This is a genomic window from Paenibacillus sp. Z3-2 (assembly GCF_054161325.1).
Window position 1 is genome coordinate 6007930 of sequence record NZ_CP096397.1, and the last position, 24485, is coordinate 6032414.

The following is a 24485-nucleotide window of genomic DNA, read 5'->3' on the forward strand; positions in this document are numbered from 1 at the left end:
AAGGATGCCCACAACAAACTTATCCTAAGATATCCGATGCCAACTTCTCACCAACAAGCTGTCCGGACAACGTCACAATCGGGGTTCCATCATCGATTGGAAGAGATGCCGTAGATCGAGCCTTGATGCGCCACCATTATGGTGCAGTAATCCGCTTCACATGACCCATCATCGTACAGGTATCAGGCACATTGAATTGAACAACAGCAACCAACGTGATGATGTTTCCCTTCCAGACACATCGCTAGAACTTCGGGCAGATGCGGATAGATCGGGAACAGATGGAAAAACTGATAAATCGCTGTGAAATCAGCTATGTCATGAAGTGTTCCTGAGCTATCGAAGCCCTGGCTTGCTCTAAAGCATCTCCTGCGTCAACGTTGTCACCCGTGTGGTAATAGAAGTCAGCAAGCACAGAAGGGGGGAGTCTAGCGTTGGCCTCATTACGCCGCAATACATCAGACCGCAAGTCTTCACGCGGCAAATTTCCATATATACGAACAGGGCTCGCCCTATTGGCACTATGGCTCATCGCAATCATGCTCTATCAGACCTACAAACCATTACCACCGGGCATTTCCTATGAAAGTCCAGAGTACCGTGTGGATCAAGTCGAGTTCCTGCATGACCTCACATACCCTTCATCTGACGGACAAATGCAGCATGAACAACAGATCTTCCAGCGCATGCTTCAGATTGTAGAAGAAGCAGAGCAGTATGTCCTGGTGGATATGTTCTTGTTCAACAACTATCAACACAAAGGACAGAACTTCCCACCCGTAAGTACAGAATTCACCGACGCTCTGGTCGCCAAAAAAAATCAGCACCCGGACATGGATATCTGGTTCATTACAGATGAAGTAAATACCAACTATAACTCAGCACCCAATCCGTTGCTGGAACAAATGATACAAGCAGGCATTCACGTGGTCATCACCGATGTGGACCCTTTGCGTGATTCAACTCCGGTATACTCTGCGGTCTGGCGGACCTTCTTCCAATGGTTTGGCCAATCCGGGGATGGCTGGATCAAGAACCTGATGGCCACGGATGGCCCGGATGTAACCTTGCGTTCCTATCTGAAACTGCTTAACGTTAAGGCAAACCATCGCAAAGTTGTTGTTAGTGAAAAGACGGCGATTGTCTCTTCAGGCAATATCCATGATGCGAGTGCCTATCACTCGAACATCGCATTTGAAGTAACGGGTCCGATTATTGGAGATATTCTTCAGTCCGAGCAAGCTGTACTGGATATCTCGGGCGGAGGCCAGGTGCCCGTCTATACAGCTCCTTCCACGGATTCAAATACAGGTGACTTGCGGATTCGTTATTTGACCGAAGGCAAGGTGAATGACACTGTGCTCCACGAGATCAATCAAGCGAATGAAGGGGATATTTTATGGATGGGCATGTTCTATATCGCTTCTCCAAAAGTATTGGAAGCCCTGCTCGAAGCGGCAAAGCGCGGAACCGAGATCCGTCTTGTGCTTGATCCAAATGAAAACGCCTTTGGTCAGGAAAAGATCGGCATCCCGAACCGTCCTGTCGCCGCCGAATTACATGATAAATCCGACGGCAAAATACAGATCCGCTGGTACAACACCACCAAGGAGCAATATCATACCAAAATGATCTATCTTGCCAAAGCAACTGGAGACCATATTGTCCTTGGGGGCTCAACCAACTTCACTCCAAGAAACATGAATGACTACAATCTGGAGAACGATCTATGGGTTGCCGCTCCACCAGACAATAAGTTTACGCTTGATATCGCGAATTATTTTGAGCGTATTTGGAATAATGATGATGCCGAGTTTACACTAAACCTGGATGAGTTTCAGGAAAAGACAACGTTTTTGAAAGGGATTGTATATAAGCTGCAACTGATTCTGGGTTTTACGACCTTCTAATTACCGTAGATTCATATATGTCCTATCCGCCTGTGCTCAAAGTGCAGGCGGATATTTTCATCTTGACAGGCGATGTGAAGTGTGAAAATATAATTACCTAACGACCGTTAGGAAGGTGATTGAATGACTGCACAATCCATTCGGGATGCAGCCCTGTTCCATTTTGCCAGAGACGGCTATGAGGGGGCTTCTCTAAGAGCTATTGCAGATGAAGTCGGGATTAAAAAACCGTCCATATATGCACATTTTAGCTGCAAGGATGACTTATTTTTACACACGCTGGCCTTTGCATTTCAAGAGGTGCAGCGGCACACCCTGGAGTATTTCCGTGATCATGCGGATCTGCCACTGGAGGATAGACTTAAGGGCTTGCTGGCCTGGTTCGAACAAGAATACAATGCCCATGCCTCTGCCCGCTTGATGCTGCGCAATTGTTTTTACCCACCACTTTCCCTGTATAGCGAAGTGATGGATCTGGTATATCCGTTTCTGGACGGAATGGAACGCGCGCTGACCCGCCTGCTGCAAAGGGCGATGCGTAATGGAGATCTGCCGCCGCTTCCCGCGGAACAGGCCGCCATTGCATTCATGACGTTTCTCGACGGTATTACCGTTGAGATTATCTATGGAAGTTCCCGTCGCTACAAGAGACGGTTGGAAGCATCCTGGCCTGTCTTCTGGCATGGCATTCATTATCTGAACGAAGAGGCACAAAGCATTGTGCCGGAAGGAGATTCAGCATCATGAACCGCAACTGGTTATATGTATTTATTGGGGGAATTATTGAGATTGTCTGGGTAAGCGGGCTGAAACATGCTTCGAATGCCTGGGAATGGACTTTGACGGGGATTGCCATCGTGATCAGCTTTGGACTGATCATTGCTGCTTCCAAAAGACTGCCTGTGGGTACGGTGTATGCCGTCTTTACGGGAATTGGTACAGCGGGTACTGTCCTTGCGGAAATGGTACTATTCGGCGAGCCGTTCCGCTTGGCCAAAGTATTGCTCATTGGACTGCTGCTCTGCGGCGTCATCGGACTGAAGCTGGTTACGGATCAGCAAGAAGCCAAGGGAGGTGCTGTATAATGGCTTGGATGGCAATTGTAGGTGCAGGTATATGTGAAATTTTCGGCGTGATCGGTATTAATGGTGCTTCTACTCGCAAAGGATGGCCTTATATCGTTCTGATGCTGGTATCGTTCGTGTTCAGCTTCTCGCTGTTATCCTATGCCATGACATCGATTCCCATGGGCACAGCATATGCCGTGTGGACCGGGATCGGGACGGTCGGCAGTACGTTAACAGGTATGTTCCTGTTCGGTGAGCGAAAAGAAGCGAAGCGTATCTTGTTTATCGCGATGATTTTGGTGGCAGCCGTTGGTCTCAAACTGATCACATAACGGAACAACTAAATTACACTCTATATCTCCGATTGCAGTACCACTTTCCGATCGTTGTTATCGTGTAATTCTTAGCTTCCATTATGATATCTATTAAATTCTGTAATATAAAAAAGACGACTTCGATCAGGAAGTCGTCTTTTTTTGGGAAATGATATAAATAGGGAACCTCTTTATACATTGCTACGTAAGAAAGGATGTCGTCATCATGAAAAAGAGAAGGCTATTGGTACGCATGGGTTCTTATACAGGGATACCCTTCTGATCTTCTTGACCATCTTCTATCTCATCGTTCTTGGGACTACGATTGTACATACAGACTGCAACTTCTTACTTGTTATGCCTACTTCCTAGATTCACCCTCATATCACTATACCGATATCACTTCTTAACCCACTCTCATTTTCCAGTTTACTCCCATTTGAATTCTTTCAACCAGATCGTTTATACTTAGTTTGACCTTAAAGTCAATCAGAGAACTCACAAGTTCCGAATGAGGTGAATGTATCGTTAATGAACCCTATACATGAGATGAATGAGAAGAAAAAACTCATCATTACTACAGCACTCAAGCTATTCTCATCCAAGGGCAGTGCTGCAACATCCATGCAAGAGATTGCAGAATTATGCGGGATGTCCAAGGGCAGCCTCTACATCATGTTCAAATCCAAAGAGGAATTAGAAGCCAGTACTCTGGAGTACTGCATGTACACGCTAATGGACGAGATGACACAGATTGAGCATGAAACTAGCCTTACCTCGCGTGAACGTCTGCAAAAGCAGATCGAGACACTGTTGATCCATGTTGCCGAACTCAAGGAGTTTTTGCGAGTACAGATGCGCAGCATGATGATGGATGATGAACAGCAACGCAAGGAACAATGCCATCCGCTGCAAAGAGATCTGGAGGTCCGTACCTTACATTGGTTTAAGGATAAGCTGGAGGAGCAGTACGGATCGGAGATTGAACCTTATACGATTGACCTTATTTTGCTAACACAGGGGCTGTTCCTCTCCTACGTCAAGATCTGGTTTACGGAGATGCCGTCCCTTACTGTTTCCAAAATGGCAACAAATTTACTGCAAATGATGGACTATGCAGCTCACGGATTCCTTAAGCAGCGACCTTTGCCTTTGATTCCTTTGGAGGACTGGCCTGCCTGGATTACCGAACCCCATCCGGATTCCACGGTGATGCGGCATCCTATTCATATTATCAAGCAAATGCAGGATATCGCTGCCTCCGAATTGCCTGCTGGACAACCGAAGAATGATGCACTTGAAACCATTGCCATTCTCAGGCAGGAGATGATGGAATTCACGCCGCGGCGTGCCATTATTCTGGGCATGATGCACAATCTGGAGAACGTAACTGCCATTCAACCCTTGCACTCCGAGCTTCAGCATATTCTGGATGCCATGTATAGCCGGTTTATCCAAGCTGACTCGTCACACACATAAACAGGAGAAACAGAGAGGAGAAGAAACCATCGTATGAAAGGTATTATTAATTTTTCACTGAACAACAAGTTTGCGATTTGGATTCTGACGATTATCATCTCTTTCGCAGGTTTGTACAGCGGATTGACGATGAAACAAGAGACGATCCCGAACATCAACGTACCGTTTCTGAATGTCACTGCCATTGATCCGGGGGCTGCACCGGAGGGAATTGTTGAGGATGTTACGAAGCCACTGGAAGTAAAACTACGCAATGTGGATGGCGTGAAGACGGTTACCTCCACTTCCATGGAGAATGCAGCATCTATTACACTCGAATTTGATTATGGTACAGATCTGACCAACGCGACGGCAACCGTTCGTGAGGCACTGAATGAAGTACAACTGCCTGACAGTGTGCAGAAGCCGACCATTTCCAAGTTCAGCATTAACTCTTTCCCGGTTGTATCCCTAAGCCTGTCCGACAAGGACGGTGGTGACCTTGAACAATTGACACGACTGGTTGAATCGGATATTCAGCCTGCACTCGAAGATATTGACGGTGTAGCTCAGGTTCAGGTGTCCGGTCAATATGTGAAAGAAGTTCAATTGAAGTTTGATCAAGCCAAAATGGCCGAGCTGGGCCTAACTGAAGATACGGTAAACGGCATCGTTCAAGGTTCATCCATTCGTGTACCCCTTGGACTGTTCGAACTGGATAAATCCCAGAAGGCCGTTGTCGTAGATGGAAACATCATCGACATCGATGATCTGAAAAACCTTGCCATTCCAGTCGTACCCGGCGGTGCCGGAGCTTCCACAGGCAATGGTGCAAATGCAGCCCCTCAAGGCTCTGGAGCACCAACTGGTGAAGCTGGTCAAGGTACCGCTCCTGGCTCTGCACAAGGAACGGACCAGGCTGCAGGGCAGGCTGCTGGCGGCAATGCCAGTGCAGGCAGCCCATCGGGCGCTGCCAACGCACCTGGCATTCCAACTGTAAAACTAAGTGAAATTGCCAAGATCGAAGTCATCGGTCAAGCGGAATCCATTTCCCGGACAGACGGCAAGGAATCGATCGGTATTTCCGTTGTAAAATCCAACGATGCCAACACGGTTGATGTCGTTAACGCAGTCAAAGACAAAGCGGAAGAATTGCAGACGCAGTTCAAAAATGCTGATTTGACTGTACTGCTTGACCAAGGTAAACCGATTCAGGACTCGGTGAACACGATGCTGGGCAAAGCCGTATTTGGCGCCTTGTTTGCCATCCTGATCATCCTGCTGTTCCTGCGTAATATTCGTTCAACCATTATCTCCATTATCTCGATCCCGCTCTCCTTGCTCATGGCATTGACTGCGCTCAATATGATGGATATTACTTTGAACATGATGACGCTGGGTGCCATGACGGTTGCCATTGGACGGGTTGTCGATGACTCCATCGTTGTTATCGAGAACATCTACCGCAGATTAACACTCAAAGGCGAGAAACTGAAAGGCCGTGAACTGGTTCGCGAAGCAACGCGCGAGATGTTTGTTCCTATCCTTTCTTCCACGATCGTAACGATTGCGGTATTCCTGCCACTGGCATTGGTAAGCGGTATGGTGGGCGAACTGTTCCTGCCATTTGCACTGACCATGGTATTCGCCTTGCTGGCATCCCTGATCGTTGCCATTACGATCGTACCGATGCTCGCACATACCCTGTTCCGTAAAGGGTTGAAGAACAAGCAGAATCACGAAGAAAAACCAGGCAAGATGGCAGAAGGTTACAAACGCCTGCTGAACTGGACATTATCACACAAACTCATCACGGTTAGTATCGCAGTGATTCTACTGGTCGGCAGTTTGTTCCTGTACCCGTTTATCGGTGCAAGCTTCTTGCCGGAACAACAGGATAAATACGTGACTATTACGTACAGCCCACAAACCGGAGCTTTGCGTGAAGATGTGGAGAAAGAAGCACTCGTTGCCGAGAAGTGGTTGCTGGAACAACCAGGTCTGGAGAAAATGCAATATTCCATCGGCGGCACGAACCCACTGAGCAGCATGGGTGGCGGTGGCGGAAACTCAGCACTCTTCTATATCGAATATAACGAAGATACAAAAGACTTTGCTCAAGTGAAAGAACAGCTTGTCGAAGGTCTGAAGAAGGAAGTTACCGTAGGAACCTGGAATGAGCTCGACATGTCCGGCGGTCTGGGTGGCAGCGGCCTGAGCCTCTCCATCTATGGCGATAATGTAGAGCAACTCAAACCTGTATCGGATGAAATTCTGAAACTGGTTGAAGCGGATACGGATAATTTTGAAAAAGCAGATACTACACTCGCTGACACCTACGGGCAGTATACGCTCGTGGCAGATCAAGAGAAACTAAGTTCCCTGGGTCTGACTGCAGGCCAATTGGCTATGACACTGAGCCCGGCACGGGAACGTCCTGTGCTCACAGAAGTCGATATCGATAACAAAACGTATAAAGTATATGTAGAGACGGACAACAAAACATTCAGCAGTATTGATGAGATTGAGGATGAGACCGTCACTTCACCGCTTGGCATCGAAGTGCCAATCAAAGATGTTGCCAAAGTGGAAGAAGGTACGTCCCCGAACTCCATCATGCAAATTGATGGTAAGGTTGTTGTACAAGTGACAGCCAACATCCTGGCTTCCGATGTACAGAAAGCTTCGAGCAACTTACAGGCTGAGATCGACAAGCTGGATATGCCTGATGGCGTTGAAGTGAAGTTCGGCGGTACAACCGAACAGATTAATGATACCTTTACTCAACTGGGTCTCGCCATGCTGGCAGCCATCGCCATTGTATACTTCGTGCTCGTTGTTACATTCGGCGGCGGATTGGCACCATTCGCAATCCTGTTCTCCCTGCCATTTACGGTTATTGGTATTATGGTCGGCTTGTTCATCGCTGGTGGTACGCTGGATGTCTCCGCCATGATGGGTGGACTGATGCTTATCGGAATCGTCGTCACCAACGCCATCGTGTTGATCGACCGTGTTATTCACAAGGAAAAAGAGGGTATGCCTACCCGTGAAGCCTTGCTGGAAGCCGGTGCAACTCGTCTGCGTCCAATTCTGATGACAGCTCTCGCAACGATCGGTGCCCTGTTGCCACTGGTAACGGGTCTCGAAGAAAGTGCGGGTATCATCTCGAAAGGTCTCGGAATTACCGTAATCGGCGGTCTGATCAGCTCCACGCTGCTCACACTGGTTATCGTACCGATTGTGTATGAGTTCCTGATGAAATTTAAAAAGAAAAGAATCGAAGATTAAGAAGTAGAGAGTCTTTCTCATGTAACGGTTCGAGTACAACTTAAATACAGACGATACTCTCCAACCTCTCGCCCCTTAGCACATAATTGGAATGATTAAATTCCGATATGATGCTAAGGGGCTTTTTTTATGTAAATTCACACGAGACATAGACTGACATAGCAATGCTTCATTTTAATCAAAATCACAAAAAGTGCAGACTCGTTTGTCATTTGGAACAAATGAACGTGAGGTTTCAGCCCATCTGCTGTAAATAGACTTATAATATGAATTAATTATGTAAGCTGACGGATTCCATTACTCCAGATAGATCACATGTTATTGGGGAAGGACGGTGGTTGTGTGGGGGAGACAATGCTTCATATTCAGATCAGAGACATGCTAAAACGTCCCGTATTTCGCAAGGCAGAAGTCCTGGCCAGTGAACGCGCACTGGAGCGATATGTTCGCTGGGTTCATATCATGGAAGTTCCCGAGGTCGGGGACTTGCTCAATGGCGGGGAATTGGTACTGACGACAGGCATTGGCTGGCAGGATGGTGAGCAGCATGGCCTGTCTTTTCTACGTCAGTTAATTGCACGTGGGGCTGCCGGACTCTGTATGGAACTGGGGGATCACACCAAGTCGCAGCTCGGGGCTATGAAAGAAATTGCAGTCGCAGCAGATTTCCCGCTGATCTGGTTTCACGAACAAGTCCGTTATATTGATATTACGCAAGATCTGCATTTTACCCTGATTCGCAGTCATCAGCGGATGATTGCCGAACTCGACAGTCTCACCACCTCGTTTAACCAACTTCTTCTGAATGGAGACGGGGTACAACCCCTACTTCGATTATTGTCACGTACAACCGGATATGCCGTGGCATTATATCCACTTGAAGGGGAAGCAAGTGCAGTTCCCTATTGCCCTCCAGAGCAGCTGGAGACTCGTCGGCAGGATTGGTTTTTGCAGCGAGGTCATTCGGAGCGAGAGGATACTACAGCGTTAAAAGCATACACAGATAACACATTGCATGCGTTCAGCATGCCTGTTCAGGCGTTGGATTACACCTTTGCCGATCTTGTGCTCATGCGTCACAAACTGCCGGATCACGATTCAAGCATACCGATCAAACCCTCGGATGAATTCGTCATTCAGGCACTGGAACGTTGCGCAGCTGCGATTGCCCAGGACTGGATGCGAACCAAGTACATGGAAGAAAAACGTCGCTACAAAGAAGATATGTGGGTCATTGACTGGCTTAACGGACATCACTCCACGAAGGAAATCCATGAATATGTATCCACCGTTAATCCCCTTCTCGCAACAGGCAAAGCCACCATTATCTTATTCGATAGCAACCCCGCCTACACAGACAGCCTCAGACTTCAGAAGTTATTGATACAACGCAACATCGTCGCCCGGTCGGTATTTGCACGGGAGAACTTCACCCTCTACAGCACGGTTCTGAACCATCAGATCATTCTTATCATTCTCGACCCACTACCCGGATCTCAGCGCAAAAGCAGTCTATGGCGCTGCATCGAACAGCTGCAGCAGCACGAGCAGGAACAGACCCACCGCCTCTTCTCAGGCCTGTTCGGTATCGGTCATAGCTGCGCGGATCTCTCCCGTCTCAAGGATAGCCTGGAGTCCGCGAAGGAGACACTGCGGATTCAGAAGGACATCGGCGTGATGCAGCAGCCCTTTTACAGTAACCTTCATTGTTACCGTATCATTGCCAGCTTGAAGCAGAGCGGTAATCTGGATGACTTCATCGAAGAATATCTGGGGCCGCTCATCCGTTACGATGCAGAGAAAGGAGGTCAGCTGCTACGTACGCTCAAGCAATATTTGGTCCTGTGCTGCTCCAAGCAAGAGACGGCCACCGCGCTATATATCGTTAGACAGACGCTGTATCACCGTTTGGACAAAATCGAAGCCCTTTTGGGAGAAGACTATATCCTCCCCGAGAAAAGGGTTGCGATCGAACTTGCCATCTACGCCTATGAGTACGTTCATGGGCCAATCGCATGAAGAACTCCAGCATGGTCTAAGCTCCCCGCTGCTCCTGAAGCTGGCGAATCAGGATGTGACTGAACCACTTCCGTCCAGACGCCGTGCCCACGTATTGCTCTTGTTTCTCTTCGGGAAGATCCGGGTGCCCCCATATAACGTGAGCACCCTCCAGATGTTCCCGTACCGCATAGATCCGATAACCCTGTGCAACCATTCGCTCTATGGCGATCCTCTCCGCTTCAAACACATCATGATCCGACATTAGCTTCTCCCTCCATTCAATGCCGTCACGGGCTGTTTCATCGGGATAGGTGTACCTGCATCATATTTATCACGCTTCACATACCGCCCCGCCCCTGCCAATCCGGCAAATTGCCGATCTCGAATGACATATTCCCCGCGGCACAACACCGTCACCGGACAACCCTGTACCTGCATGCCTTCAAATGCACTATAATCCACGTTCATATGATGCGTATCTGCCGAGATCACTCTGGAGATGGATGGGTCAAAAATAACGATATCCGCATCTGTCCCTACGGCCAGAGTGCCTTTCTGCGGAAATAACCCAAATAACTTGCTCGCTCTTGTCGAACATAGATCGACCCACTGATTCAGCGTAATCCTTCCTTTGACTACACCTTCCGAATACAGAATGCTGAGGCGATCTTCAATGACAGGCCCCCCGTTCGGAATTTTGCTGAAATCATCCTTGCCCAGGTCCTTCTGCCCTTTGAAATTAAACGAACAATGATCAGAGCCAATCGTCTGCAACTGACCGCTTTTCAGTGCGTTCCAGAGTACTTCCTGATGAGCAGCTTCCCGGAGCGGTGGTGACCAGACATACTTCGCACCCTCGAAGTCCGGCTGATCCATAATCGACTGATCCAGTGTCAAATACTGCGGACAGGTTTCCCCCCAGATCCGATAGCCCATCTCACGCATGCGTGCGATCTGCTCCACCGCTTCCGCACAGGTCACGTGCACCACATACAACTGCGAATCCGCAAGTGCAGCCAGACGAGCCGCACGTCCTGTCGCTTCTCCCTCCAGCATGGATGGACGAGTCAGCGCATGGTGAATTGGCTCTGTGCGCCCTTCGGCGAGCGCCTGTCGCACCAGCAGATCAATGACATCCCCATTCTCGGCATGCACCATGACGAGTGCGCCATACTCTTTTGCCTTCTGCAACGTCTGGAAGAGAATCCCGTCATCCGCCTGGAACTGGTTTTTGTAAGCCATGAACACCTTGAAGGATGACACACCCTCTTCTTCAATAATCTGCGGCAGCTCTTCCAGCACCTGATCATTCATCTCGCCAATCATGAGATGGAACCCGTAATCGATGGCGGCTTTCCCCTCGGCTTTGGCATGCCACTCTCGGAGAGATTCGATTAATGGACGGCCTTTTTGTGTCAGGCAGAAATCAATGATCGTCGTTGTACCGCCAAAGGCTGCTGCTGCCGTTCCTGTCGCAAAATCATCTGCGGTTACCGTTCCACCGAATGGCATATCCAGATGCGTATGCGGATCGATCCCGCCAGGAATGACGTAACAGCCGGAAGCGTCCACGACTTCCGTTTGTTCGTCCGGGACAAGCCCGATGCCAATCTGTGTGATTTTACCCTTTTCGATCAACATATCTGCTTCAAAGGTATCCGATGCTGTGACCAACACACCATTACGAATCAATTTGCGGGTACTCATGATATCGCCTCCTTGGTTGATTGATCTCTAACCGATTGCAACATCGCAATCGCAGACTGACGTTCATTCCAGGTTACAGGTTCCTGCTCAGGCACAAGCTCAACCATCTCAATCGCCCCATCCACTGGGCAGACGATCGAACACAGATTACAGCCAACACAATCCTCTTCCACCACTTCCAGATAGGAACCGGATGGGTCGGTCAACATATCAATACACTGATGCGAGGTGTCCTCACACGCAATATGGCATTTGTTGCAATTGATGCAGACATCGCGGTTGATGCGGGCGACCACTTTGTAGTTCAGATCGAGATTGCCCCAATCCGAATAACGCGGAACCGTCTGACCTACCAATTCTGCTACACTGCTCAAACCCTTTTCCTCCAAATAATCATTCAGGCCATCAATCATGTCCTCCACAATGCGAAATCCGTGATGCATCGCTGCGGTACATACTTGAACCCCTGTAGCACCCATGAGCAAAAACTCTGCCGTGTCCCGCCAGTCGGATACGCCACCAATCCCTGAGATCGGTACACCTACTTCAGGATTACGCGCACACTCAGCAACCATGTTCAGGGCAATTGGTTTCACCGCTGGACCACAATACCCACCATGTGCTCCTTTGCCGCCCACATGCGGCACGGTATTCCACGAATCCAGATCCACACCTGCAAGAGAGTTAATCGTATTAATGAGGGAGATCGCATCCGCGCCGCCGCGGACAGCTGCCCGGGCGGTCGCTGTAATATCCGTGATATTCGGCGTGAGCTTCACAATAACTGGAGTGGTCGCCACTTCCTTCACCCACATCGTCTGCAGCTCCACCAGGTCAGGCTGTTGACCGGAGGCAGCTCCCATGCCCCGTTCGGCCATGCCATGCGGACAGCCAAAGTTCAGTTCCAAGCCGTCCACACCGACGGCCTCCACCTTTTTCACAATCTCATGCCACTTCTCCCGCGTAGGTTCCACCATCAGTGATGCCAAAACCGCACGATCCGGGAAGCGCTTCTTGGTCTCGGCAATCTCTCGCAGATTCACTTCCAGCGGACGATCGGATATCAATTCAATATTGTTAAACCCTGCTACCCGCTGCCCGCCAAAATGCACTGCCGCAAAACGGGAGGATGTATTGATAATCGGCTCACCCAGCGTCTTCCACACCGCACCGCCCCAACCCGCTTCGAATGCACGCTGAACCTGATACCCTGTATTGGTCGGTGGTGCAGAAGCCAGCCAGAATGGATTGGGTGATCGAATACCTGCCAGATTAATGGATAAGTCAGCCATAACGATCCCTCCTTGGTGTTGTTTGAACTTGCAGTCTGCCGCTTACGGCGCGGAAGATACTTAAACGTACAGTTTGTTGCCCGTGCATTGTATAGGGCCTGCTCATGCCGTCTCTTCCACCTGCCCAGGCAACGCCTTCATAACTGCGGCGGCAGCCAGCTTACCCTGCTGTGCAGCCGAGACAACCATCGCTTCACCCTGGCCCTGACCAAAAATAACATCGCCTGCTGCATAGATCTGAGGGTGTGAGGTACGGTACGAATGCGGCTCGATCTCGACAACACCCCCGTGGTGACGCAGCCCAAACGCTTCAATTAATGGTAATAGACGATGCTGCCCAATCGCCCGGATGACCGTATCACATTCGATCATGAACTCCGATCCCTCCACAGGCACGGGCAACGCACGCCCACCCCCAGGCTGGGTAACTAGCTCCATTTTCACACATTCCACAGCTTGAACCCGACCGTTCTCGTCTCCAATGATACGCTGCGGCATCGTAAACCAGCGGAACTCCACACCTTCCTGCTTGGCAAACATATATTCAAACGCATACGCCGTCATCTGGCTTTCCCCGCGCCGATATAACATCTGCACCCGCTCGGCACCAAGACGTACCGAACTGGTTGCTGCATCTACCGCCGTATTGCCCGCGCCAATAACGGCAACCTTCAGACCATTCAGCGCGGGCGGAACCCCCTGCTTCGTGGACTCGACCAGTTCAATTGCATCATAGACACCTTCCAGTGTCTCACCTTCAATGCCCAGCATAGGTACCGCACCCATGCCACATGCCAGAATGACTGCTTCATGCTGTTCCAGCAACTCCGAAGCAGGAATATCCACACCGATGCGCACCCCATATCGGATCTGCACACCTAGTGCCTCTACCTGCTCCACTTCCCACAGCGCAATCGATTCGGGCAGACGGAAAGATACGATGCCGTACGTGTTCAGCCCGCCGCCCTTGGGCTTTGCTTCGTAGATCGTCACCTCATAACCTGCGCGCCCCAGTTCACGTGCAGCCGACAGTCCCGCAGGACCCGCTCCCACAACAGCAACGTTTCTCCCATTGGCAGGTGCTGCCTGGAATAACGGCTCGTTCTTCGCTCGAGCCCAATCAGTGGCGTAACGCTGTAAGTCACCTATTCGAATCGGCTTCGACGATTCGTTTAGTACACATGCGCCTTCACATAACTCTTCTGTGGGGCATACACGTGCGCAGCTGGCTCCAACCGGATTCGCATCCATGATGGTGCGGGCCGATCCTTTCAGGTGCCCTGTCGATATTTTGCTAATAAACGAAGGGATATTAATGTCGGTTGGACAAGCCTTGATACAAGGTGCATCGTAACAGTACAGACAGCGGTTCGACTCCTCCATGGCTTCCTTTCCTGTTATGGCGGGTTTCATCTCGGCAAAACGACTCTCCCACCCATAATCGGATAACGTTGTTCCTGAGCTGTTCATCAATGTCATGCACCTCCTGAAGTTTGATCCGGGCTAGCTTCCAGCTACTTCACAGACGAACCAGATGTTCGTACGTTTCCGGCCTGCGATCCCGGTAGAATTGCCACACATTACGCACCTCACGAATCATCTCCGTATCCATCTCGCCAATAACGACCTCATCCTGATCCCGGCTGCCTATCGCTACCATTCTGCCTCGCGGGTCTACCAAGTACGACTGTCCGTAAAATTCACCCATATTCCATGGCGCTTCCACACCGACCCGGTTGATGGCTGCAACATAATAGCCGTTAGCTACCGCGTGAGCAGGCTGTTCCAGTTTCCACAGATATTCCGATGTACCCGCAACTGTTGCGGACGGATTGAACACAATTTCTGCCCCCGCGAGCCCGAGCAATCGTGCACCTTCCGGAAAATGACGATCATAACAGATGTACACGCCGACTCTGGCGTAGGCCGTATCAAATACCGGATAGCCGAGGTTGCCTGGTTTGAAATAATACTTTTCCCAGAACCCATTCGTGCCCTCACCCGCTTCCACATGCGGGATATGATGTTTGCGATATTTGCCCAGATATGAACCATCCGCATCAATGACGGCTGCCGTATTGTAATACGAAGCAATGCCCTCCACCTCGTACACGGGTAAAACAATCACCACCGCAAGCTCCTTCGCCAGCTCCTGAAAACGTCTGGTCGTTGGCCCTTCCGGGACTGGTTCAGCGGATGCATACCATTTGGGATTCTGCTCTGTGCAAAAATACGGGCCATAGAATACTTCCTGCAACCCGATGATCTTGGCCCCTCTTGCAGCAGCTTCACGGACCAGCGCAATGTGCTTCTGAACCGCAGCCTCTTTGTGCACCTCAACGGGAGCCGAACCTTCGATTTCATGAGAAGCCTGGATTAATCCGATGTTGATTTTGCTCATAACGTCACAACGCCTCCTCAGGTAAAATGATTGGTTGGTTCATTCCACTGCACATCCTCCGAATGGTGCGATACAACACTTCCGTGCCGAGTCCAATATCCTCCGGGGAAGAATATTCGCTGGGATGATGACTGATGCCGTCCTTGCTACGGACAAAAATCATGCCATAATCACACACAAGCGAAAGGGCCAACGCATCATGGAACGGACCACTCATCAGTTCGGGCAAAGGAAACCCGATCTCTTCCGCGGATGAACGAATCACCGACATGATCGGCTCTGCACAATACCGCGGCTCACTGTTCGTATCCTCTGTCAGCGAGTAAGTTAGACCATATCGGAAACTCATGTCTTCCAAAATGTTCATCAATCGGGCTTCAAGCCGGTTCCTGCGTTCCATCTCCATATCTCGCAAATCCACCGTGAAGCTGACTTCCTCCGGAATGATATTCCGTGAGTCTGGAAATACCCTCAGACTTCCCACTGTACCTACGGTTGGAGCTTCCGGGTCTTCTCTCACAATATCGTCAAAAGCCGCAATGACTTTGGCGCTGCCTACCAAAGCATCATGCCGCATCCCCATCGGAACGGAGCCAGCATGACCCGCCATGCCTTTCATCGTCACTGTAAGCCACAGCGGGCCCGAGATGCCTGTCACCAGACCTACAGGAGCATTCAGCGCTTCCAGCACCGGTCCCTGCTCAATGTGCAGCTCCAGATAACTGCCAATGGAACCTGGCGGGTAGACCGCTTCTTCAAAATCCGAAGGAGAACAGCCAAAGGCTTCCAGCGCCTCCCGGCGGGTCACTCCGTTTTTATCCTGCCGTTCCAGTTCGCCCTCTTCCAACTGACCGGTAATGCCACGTGAGCCGAACAGGCCTTTGTTAAAACGGGAACCTTCTTCATCGCAAAAGGCAATCACCTCAATCGGCATACGGGGCTGAATGCCATTTTCGATCAGGCATTGCACGGCTTCGAGTGCACCGAGCACACCGATCGCTCCATCATATCGACCGCCGTAGGGCTGGGAGTCGATGTGGGAACCAATCATGAGGATTGGCAGCGCCTGATCCGCACCTTCCAGACGACCAATCAGATTGCCGAAGGGATCAAGTCGTGTCGTCAGACCGGCCTTTTCCATCCAGAGACGAACCTGAATGATGCCGTCCATATCTTCTGGCGTCAGGGCAAGTCGGCAGACACCTGTCTCTGCGATTCGTCCAATCTGTGACAACTGCTCAATTCGCTCATTTAAGCGAAGCTGATTAATGAGTTTGCCTGTCGTGGTCTGCATCCTCCCTCGCCTCCTTGTGTGTTATCCATCTATGGCAACTAACCTGCGTCCAGGCTGCGTAGCGCAACGAGCAAACTTCCAGCGATCAGATCCAACTCTTCCTCGGTGGTGACAAACGGCGGAGAGATCGTCAATATGTTCGCGAACCCGGGTACGGTATCGCCGTTCTTGCCAATCAGGATGCCGTCCCTTTTACAACTGGCGAGTACCTTCATTACCTTATCCGCCTCCGCAGGAGAACCGTCTGCTTCAATCAACTCAATGCCACAGGCGAATCCGAATGAACGGATATCCCCCACGACAGGCAGCTCCAACAATGGCTCCAGCTTCTCACGAAGCAGGTATCCCAGTTCTTCCGCCCGGCTGACCAGATTCTCTCGTTCAAGAATCTCCAGATTCGCCAGTGCCACCCGGCAGGACACGGGATTCCCGCCAAAGGTATTCACATGCCGAAAGTGTGCATCCGGTCCGGGCTCCCGGAACGTGTCATACAGATTAGCTCGCACGGCCGTTGCCGATAGCGGTGAATACGCACTGGTCATGCCTTTCGCCATCGTCACAATATCTGGCTGTACGCCATAGTTCTGATGACCAAATTTCTGCCCCGAGCGGCCAAAACCGCAGATTACCTCATCTACAATGAGCAGCACGCCATAGCGCTGACAGATCTCTTGCACGGTACGCATATAATCCGGTGGTGGAACAATCATGCCGCCCCCAGTGATGACTGGTTCCATAATTACTGCGGCAACTGTCTCAGGACCTTCCCAACGAATCACCTCTTCATAGATGGTTGCACATTCGAGTCCGCATCCATCCTTGTTTCGTCCAAACGGACAGCGGTAACAATATGGTGGTGGAACATGAGAGAAACCTACGCCGAGCGGCTCGTATTTGATCTTGCGGGCGGCTTGCCCGGTGGCGCCCAGCGCTCCCATGGAGTTGCCGTGATACGCACGGTGACGGGAGATGAATTTGTGACGAGTAGGCTCACCATTCTGATGGTGGTACTGGCGGGCTATTTTGAAAGCCACCTCATTCGCATCTGAACCTGAGTTGGAGAAGAATATTCGATACTCCCCCTCCAGCCAGTCATTCAGCTTCTCCGCCAGCAAAATCGCCGGTTCGTGACTCTGCGTCATCGGTACATAAGCGAGTGCTTTCATCTGTTCGTATGCACTTCTCGCTATCTCCTCACGGCCATGCCCCACATTCACACACCACAGTCCAGACATCGCATCCAGATATCGCGTACCATCCTGATCGGCGATCCAGCTGCCCTCCCCGCTTACTGCAATCATCGGATGATCGTTATGAGGCGAGATGTGATGCCATACGTATTTGCGATCTTTCTCCAGCCATTCTTCCTTCGTACCGCCAAGCGGCTGAGGCTGCTGATCCACAGAACTCATTCGTCATCCTCCTCCGCACACTTATTTCACCGCTTCTTCATAAATGCTTTTCTCCAGCGCTTCATCCAGGTTGGCGGCTTTTTTGATCAGGCCATAGTTCAGTGCAATGTCCGCTGTTCGAGTAAACGACTCATCCACAAAACTGCCGACTTGCTGCTCCGTAAACCCTTCCGGTCGAATCAGCTTCGCAATCTCTTCCAGCATTGTTACCTGATGTTCACGAGTGGTGCTGCCATCCGTCACATTACTCATCACGATATTCACCGTCTCATCCTGTTCATCAATGGCATAGTTCCAGCCTTTCAAAATGGCACGGGTCACTTTGACCGCAAGCTCACGGTTGCTGTCTACCCAATCCTTCTTGGCAATCAGCGTATCCTCCAGCATGCCAACACCGGCATCTTCAATGTTGAACACATCCAGATCGGATTCTTTCGTTCCACTTTCCAGCACCACGTGATATTCGTTATAGATCGTCGCCGTAGCCACATCCACCTGATCGTTGAAAAACTGATCCATCGTGAATCCCTGCTTCACCAGTTCAATATCTTTCTTCGGGTCCAGGCCATTCTTCTCCATGAACGCGAGGACCTGAAATTGCTGACTGCCGAACCAGGTACTGACCTTCTTTCCTTTCATCTGAGCGGGATCGGTAATGCCCAAGGACTTCTTGGCAATCAAACGATAGCTGCTCTTCTGTGAGATCTGGGCGAGCGAGACGAGTGGCAGGCCGTTATCCCGGCTGACCAGCAGACTGTCTACACCCGTAATGCCCACATCGGCCGCGCCATTGACCACCTGCTGCTCAATCACGATATCCGGACCACCCGGAATAATCTCGGCATCAATGCCTTCATCTGCAAAAAAGCCTTTTTCCTTCGCTGCATAGATCCCGGCAAACTGAGCCTGCGGCACCCATTTCAGCTGAATTTTCACTTTGGTTAAGGGTTGATCTGCTTCTCCCGCCCCTCCTGAACTCGCAGCGGCAGGCTCAGCCGCCGGCTCGGACTTCGTAGAACATGCGCCCAGCATCGTAACAACCAACAGGACCAATAACAGCAAACCCGGCTTCAACGTTTTGTACATGTACAGAACAACCCCCTGTTTATATACGATTTTTCAATCAGGTATTACGATCTATGGTTGGTACCCTGATGAACGTTATTGATCTGTGCGTGCACGATTCCACGGAATGAGTCGCTTTTCTGCCAGGACAACCGCTTCATACAACACAATGCCGAGCGCGGCGGCGATGACAATGCAGGACCAGGCCAAAGGCATGTTCGCCAGTCGAATCTGATCCGAGAGCAAGTACCCGAGCCCCTGGGAGGCGATGAAAAATTCACCCACAATGGCCCCGATAATACTCGTCGACATGTTGATCTTTAGACCGGCGAAGAGGGAAGGCAGGGCATGAGGCAGTCTCAGCTTCCAAAAAAACTGCATCCTGCTCGCAGCAAGGCCACTCAGCAGATCACTGTACTGCGGCTGAATTGAAGTCAGCCCTTTGAACAGGCTGACAGCCATGGCTGCCATCGTAATCACCGTGACAACAGCAATACGGGACCAGATCCCGTCACCGAACCAATTGTTCATAATCGGGGCAAGGGCCACGATGGGGACCGCGTTCAGCGCAGACAAAACCGTAACCGCCGCCCTGCCGCTTGTGGGAAAGAACGATGCACCCGCTGCCGCCATAGCGCCTAGCAGGGAACCGAGCAGGAAGCCACCCAGCATTTCGGTTCCGCTGTACATCGCGTAACGAAAGAGCATATTGGCATTTTCCTGTATGGATGCCGCAATCGCGGAAGGCACAGGCAGCTGGTAGCTTTCCAGCGAGAATATCCAATGAAACAACCTGAGCTGCCAGAGGGCGAGAAACAACACACCCGCAACCCAAGGAAGCATACTCAGTGCAACCGATCGTCCGCGAACGCCAGAGCCCGATCTGGCCTTTCCGGCTTGTCCCCGTTGTCCATGAATTTCCGATCCTGGGACAGCTGCCGTCTGTGAAGCATTGAGGGTCGTAGCCGCGCCAGTTACAGCAGCAATCGCCACACCTTCATCACTTTTCCGGCTCAACACGCTACCTTCACTCATGTGACACGACCTCCCTTGGCCCTGAACTCAGGCTGCCAGGGGGTCAGCCAACGTTCAGCCAGACTGATGGCCAGATACGAGATCAGGCCAATACCGATGCTAAGCATGATGGTGGCCCAGAACATGCCAACTTGGGCATGGCCGTAATATAACGAACTGACCATCAGGACGCCGAGTCCGTCGGGAGCCCCCATCAACTCCACAACGATGGAGGAGGTTACCGCCAGCGGAGCAGCTATTTTCAACCCGGAAAATAGTCCGGGCAGTGCTGAGGGCAGCAGACATTTGATATAACGCGCGGTCAGTGAAGCTCCACAGGAGCGCATAAGTTCCAGGTGCTCTGGTGCTGCACTTTTCAATCCTTTCAAGGTATGGATGATGATCGGGAAGAAGCTGACATACGCCGCCATAACAATCCGTGCCCACTCTGCGTTGTGGATGATGCCGTACACAATCGGTGCGAGACCAATGACCGGAACCATCTGTGAGGAGACTACATATGGCGATAACGTGCGCTCCAGCCAGACAGCTGCGCTCATGAGCAGCGCCAGCCCCAGACCCAGCAGCGTTCCCCCTGCAAAACCAATGGCTGCATTGCCAAAGGTGACAGCCCCCTGCTCTGCCAGCGTACCCGAGTAACGAAACAGTGCTGCAAGGACATCGTGCAGATAAGGAAGGCGAGACGCGGCCTGCTGAGGTGACAGGAACAGTTGGAGCAACCAGGCGACTCCTTCCCACAACACCAATATGCCCATAATCCAGATGACGACCCAGGAGCGATAGCCCGGTTTAAAGAATCGCAGGGACATGAGACTCATCACGCTCCTCGTAAAAGCAATTGCGAATGGTCGTGATCATGCGATAGAAAGCTTCTGTTTCTCTTAGTTCACTATGACGTTCGGAAGGCAGGTTGACGGAATGAATGGAATGTACTTGACCCGGATGCGCCGAGAGTACGATGATTCGATCGGACAGAAATACGGCTTCAGGGATGCTGTGTGTGACAAAGAGGAAGGTCTTGCCTGTCGAGCGTTTGATCTCAAGCAGCTCTAATTGAAGCTTTTCTTTGGTGAATTCGTCCAGGGCGGAAAAGGGTTCATCCATGAGCAGCAATGGCGGATCAAGCGCAAGGGCACGTGCAATGGATACACGTTGCTGCATCCCGCCACTGAGCTGCCATGGATAATGGTCGGCGAAGCGGGTTAGCCCTACCATTTCAAGCAGTTCACCGCTAACGCGGCGGCACTCCTTCCGGCGAGTACCGAGCAGCTCCAAGGGCAATTCCACATTGTGACGCACCGTGCGCCAATCGAACAAGGCTGGTGTCTGGAAAACGATGCCAAACTGCCGCTGTAGCCGGGCCCGCTCCGGCTCCTGACCTGCAATGCGAACGGTGCCTGAGGTGGGCTGAAGTAGATCACCCACCAGCCGGAGCAAGGTCGACTTGCCACAGCCGGAAGGGCCCAGCAGGGAGACAAACTCATTGGACTGGATCTGGAATGTAACATCCGACAAGGCAGTGACTTGTTGTGTCCCTGTGCCGAAGACAACGGACACATGATCGACATCAATATGGCAGGCTTCGGGGACTGTAGCTGAGGATATGGAGGACATGGGCATTCTCCTTTGTGGGAAGTTGTTTGCATTGCACACCAAGGCTGAATGGGAGGTTTATATACGCGAACGTAACAGGTTTTGCTTGTTAGATAATACTATATCGCTTTGGGCGGGGATTACATTATACAGTGTGTTTTGAGTATGGGCCTGTTCATGTTACACAATGTAAAATGAGATAGTTTCTCAGAGGAATTCATGTGAGTTTACTTAAAATATAGCTAACATGTATTTCACCTAACAATAGCGTACGTTCATTTGTATTTATTGAATGAATATTCGGAAAATATGACATATCCCCTCGTATTCTTGTACGTTTTCTTGTATAAAGATTGATATAGAGAATCCAGAAATCGGGGTGGTCATGATGTTTGATTGGCTGGGATGGAGAAAAGGATTGCCGCTGTGGCGATCGTATCGATTGAACGCACATATGAAGGAAGATGTAGAGCAGATTTTCGAGGGGATTGCCGAAACGAGGCGGCAGCTTATGTTGGACTGGGCAGAGGAACAATGGAATCACCTGGATCGATTGCTTCATCAAATACAGTCAGTTCGACCCCAAGATGTAGTGTCTAATTCATCTCATATAAGCAAGCTGGATGCATGGTTTCAATCCAGTTATAATCGAGCCGTCGATAGTACAGAGCTATTTATGCTAAACGAACAGAATCAGGTGGTATTCTCTACATATAAGAAACATATTGGACAGATCTATGAAGATCACGAAGCTTTGATTGGACCAGGATTGAAGTACTCCCGAGCAGATCATCATGGGAAAAAGTGTTTGTATGGCCCTTATTCCGATCCACTGACGTTGGATATTGGACCACGCTCGTCCGATTTTCACGATGATGTCACCTTGCTGTTTATCACCCCAATTGTGCAGGAAGGTCGATACGTCGGTTCATTATGCAGCCGTGTTCCTGGAGATGTCCTGGGTGACCTGATTCAACGAGAATCAGGCCATATCTATCCCGATTCCGGTGACAACTATCTCTTTATGGCTGAGTCGATATTACGGCCCTATCTGCAGCCCGGCACCGCCTTGTCCCGAAGCCGCTTCGAGGATCGTACCTTTACACATGGGGAAAATCTGAAAGATGGTGTCACCACCGATTGGGGTATCGTTTCCGTGAAGGAGCATACCGAGCTGGAACTCATGTTCACTGATCCATCGACCGGAGAGCTACACCCCGGAGTAGCGAACACCATTCAGAATGGTTCGAATCTGTTTGTAGCCTTTCCCGGATACTCGGATTACCGCCATATTTCTGTCATCGGCAAAGGCATCACCTTCCAGCTGCCACACTGTCCTGATCGTTGGGGCATGATGTGTGAGGGGGATCTGGAGGAAGTATATCGGATACGAAGTATCGGCTGGCGTCAATTCAAGCAGCACAGTCTCTTCACGTTATTGTCAGGCATTGCAGGAGCCGCCCTTGTGTATACCTTCACTGGCAGTGGATGGAGTGCGGCACTACTTGCCGCTTTTAATATGCTGTTCGGATTCTTCACTTCATTACAGCTGCATCGCAGCCAATATCGACGAGTTCATGAAGACTTGCGCCGCATCAGCCGATTTATTAGAATCAACGCCGAAGGCAAAGGTGATCTGACTCAGCGCCTGAATACGTCTGATTTTGCCCAAGACGAATCAGGTGAACTCGCGAAGTGGATCAACAACATGATTGACTCTCTGGAAGGCATTATGCTGAAGGTACAACTTGCCACGGTAGACGTTATGGATAATCAGTATCAGATGCGAACTTCAACAGAGACAACCCAGGGTACGACTGAGCGTGTGAACCACAAGCTTGGTTCAATGATTCAGGCCATTCGCACCCAACTGGAAGATCTCGATCAGGCCAAGATCGCTGCCGATCACATGCGCATAACTCTGCAACAACTAGAGACCTCTGCAACTGAACAGATCGGTGTGGCCCAGCAGGAAGTAGAACGAATCGGTGACAAAATGACCCAAATCTCCGGAGCGGTATCCGATACCAACCGTACCATCCTGTCCTTCATGGATACCATGAAAGAGATTTACCGTGCACTGGCTGTCATTGATGAAATTTCAGCTCAGACCAACCTGCTGGCTCTGAATGCTACCATTGAAGCGGCACGCGTGGGCGAACATGGCCAAGGGTTCTCAGTCGTGGCGGGGGAAATCCGTAAGCTGGCCGATGTATCCCGCTCTTCTACTGAAGATATCCATCAGATTCTGGACCGAATCTCAACTGCAGCAGGAGCTGCATCCCAATTAATCACAGAGGGAGATCAGGTGCTGGCTGAAGGAACGACATTGGTTCAGGCCGCTTCGCAACTTCTGCAGAATGCTACCACTGAAGAACCTGAACGCACGCAAGTGGTCGATCAAGTGGTCATGCTGATGGAGAATATTGCTGCAATCAGCCATCAAAATCGGGCTACTTCCGCTGAGGTGGAGGCTGAGATGATGGAGCTGATCCGTGATATGCTGCTGGTTCAGCATTCGTCGCAAAACGTGGAAGCTATTACGGTCTTTCTGCAACAACTTGTGGGGCAATTCCATCTGAATCATCCCAACAAAATTCCTATCATCTAACGTCATCGTTGACGCGGATTGGAGAAATAGCTAA

General features: G+C 50.6%; 19 protein-coding genes. 8 read left to right on the forward strand and 11 right to left on the reverse strand.

The features are described 5' to 3' along the window. The first annotated feature begins 434 nt into the window (after nt 1–434). From M1D71_RS26875 to M1D71_RS26905, 7 genes are all read left to right on the forward strand, one after another. Nucleotides 435–1910 (forward strand): phospholipase D family protein, encoded by a 1476-nt coding sequence (locus M1D71_RS26875; protein ID WP_458124350.1) that lies wholly within the window; start codon nt 435–437, stop codon nt 1908–1910. Nucleotides 1911–2033: 123 nt separating this feature from the next. Beyond that, nucleotides 2034–2657, forward strand: a complete 624-nt coding sequence (locus tag M1D71_RS26880; RefSeq protein ID WP_458124351.1) for a TetR/AcrR family transcriptional regulator — start codon at nt 2034–2036, stop codon at nt 2655–2657. Continuing rightward, a complete protein-coding gene (locus M1D71_RS26885) occupies nt 2654–2995 on the forward strand; it encodes a DMT family transporter (protein WP_458124352.1) in 342 nt (113 codons plus the stop codon). The genes M1D71_RS26880 and M1D71_RS26885 overlap by 4 nt, the downstream gene beginning before the upstream one ends. After that, a complete protein-coding gene (locus tag M1D71_RS26890; protein WP_062836933.1) occupies nt 2995–3309 on the forward strand; it encodes a DMT family transporter in 315 nt (104 codons plus the stop codon). Before M1D71_RS26885 ends, M1D71_RS26890 begins: the two co-directional genes overlap by 1 nt. Before the next feature lie 513 nt (nt 3310–3822). Further along, the gene (locus M1D71_RS26895) at nt 3823–4770 is read left to right on the forward strand and encodes a TetR/AcrR family transcriptional regulator (RefSeq protein ID WP_458124353.1); all 948 of its coding nucleotides are present in this window, start codon (nt 3823–3825) and stop codon (nt 4768–4770) included. Nucleotides 4771–4803: 33 nt separating this feature from the next. After that, on the forward strand, nt 4804–8040 hold the full coding sequence (locus tag M1D71_RS26900) for an efflux RND transporter permease subunit (protein ID WP_458124354.1): 3237 nt from the start codon (nt 4804–4806) through the stop codon (nt 8038–8040). A 342-nt stretch (nt 8041–8382) separates the two neighbouring features. Further along, nucleotides 8383–10059 carry a PucR family transcriptional regulator gene (locus tag M1D71_RS26905; RefSeq protein WP_458124355.1) on the forward strand — a complete coding sequence of 559 codons (1677 nt, stop codon included), beginning with the start codon at nt 8383–8385 and terminating at the stop codon, nt 10057–10059. A gap of 16 nt (nt 10060–10075) precedes the next feature. Here the strand turns inward: M1D71_RS26905 and M1D71_RS26910 are convergent, their stop codons facing one another. The 11 genes from M1D71_RS26910 to M1D71_RS26960 form a co-directional block, all read right to left on the reverse strand. Beyond that, complete coding sequence (locus tag M1D71_RS26910; RefSeq protein WP_062836929.1) at nt 10076–10303, reverse strand: hypothetical protein; 228 nt, start codon at nt 10301–10303, stop codon at nt 10076–10078. Beyond that, nucleotides 10303–11748, reverse strand: a complete 1446-nt coding sequence (gene hydA, locus M1D71_RS26915) for a dihydropyrimidinase (protein ID WP_458124356.1) — start codon at nt 11746–11748, stop codon at nt 10303–10305. The genes M1D71_RS26910 and hydA overlap by 1 nt, the downstream gene beginning before the upstream one ends. Beyond that, the gene (gene preA / locus M1D71_RS26920; RefSeq protein WP_458124357.1) at nt 11745–13040 is read right to left on the reverse strand and encodes an NAD-dependent dihydropyrimidine dehydrogenase subunit PreA; all 1296 of its coding nucleotides are present in this window, start codon (nt 13038–13040) and stop codon (nt 11745–11747) included. The genes hydA and preA overlap by 4 nt, the downstream gene beginning before the upstream one ends. Before the next feature lie 102 nt (nt 13041–13142). Beyond that, entirely contained in the window at nt 13143–14510 is a 1368-nt protein-coding gene (locus tag M1D71_RS26925) for an NAD(P)-dependent oxidoreductase (protein WP_458127363.1), read from the reverse strand. Nucleotides 14511–14559: 49 nt separating this feature from the next. Then, the gene (locus M1D71_RS26930; protein ID WP_458124358.1) at nt 14560–15441 is read right to left on the reverse strand and encodes a nitrilase-related carbon-nitrogen hydrolase; all 882 of its coding nucleotides are present in this window, start codon (nt 15439–15441) and stop codon (nt 14560–14562) included. Nucleotides 15442–15445: 4 nt separating this feature from the next. After that, entirely contained in the window at nt 15446–16735 is a 1290-nt protein-coding gene (locus M1D71_RS26935; RefSeq protein WP_458124359.1) for a M20 family metallo-hydrolase, read from the reverse strand. 38 nt (nt 16736–16773) lie between these two features. Continuing rightward, nucleotides 16774–18147 carry an aminotransferase gene (locus tag M1D71_RS26940; protein WP_458124360.1) on the reverse strand — a complete coding sequence of 458 codons (1374 nt, stop codon included), beginning with the start codon at nt 18145–18147 and terminating at the stop codon, nt 16774–16776. A gap of 21 nt (nt 18148–18168) precedes the next feature. Then, nucleotides 18169–19233 carry an ABC transporter substrate-binding protein gene (locus M1D71_RS26945; RefSeq protein WP_458124361.1) on the reverse strand — a complete coding sequence of 355 codons (1065 nt, stop codon included), beginning with the start codon at nt 19231–19233 and terminating at the stop codon, nt 18169–18171. 75 nt (nt 19234–19308) lie between these two features. Beyond that, entirely contained in the window at nt 19309–20247 is a 939-nt protein-coding gene (locus tag M1D71_RS26950) for an ABC transporter permease (RefSeq protein WP_458124362.1), read from the reverse strand. Beyond that, entirely contained in the window at nt 20244–21056 is an 813-nt protein-coding gene (locus tag M1D71_RS26955) for an ABC transporter permease (protein WP_458124363.1), read from the reverse strand. Before M1D71_RS26955 ends, M1D71_RS26950 begins: the two co-directional genes overlap by 4 nt. Then, a complete protein-coding gene (locus M1D71_RS26960; protein ID WP_458124364.1) occupies nt 21037–21861 on the reverse strand; it encodes an ABC transporter ATP-binding protein in 825 nt (274 codons plus the stop codon). Before M1D71_RS26960 ends, M1D71_RS26955 begins: the two co-directional genes overlap by 20 nt. A 364-nt stretch (nt 21862–22225) precedes the next feature. Between M1D71_RS26960 and M1D71_RS26965 the strand changes: the two genes are divergently transcribed. Continuing rightward, the gene (locus M1D71_RS26965; protein ID WP_458124365.1) at nt 22226–24451 is read left to right on the forward strand and encodes a methyl-accepting chemotaxis protein; all 2226 of its coding nucleotides are present in this window, start codon (nt 22226–22228) and stop codon (nt 24449–24451) included. Nucleotides 24452–24485: the final 34 nt, after the last annotated feature.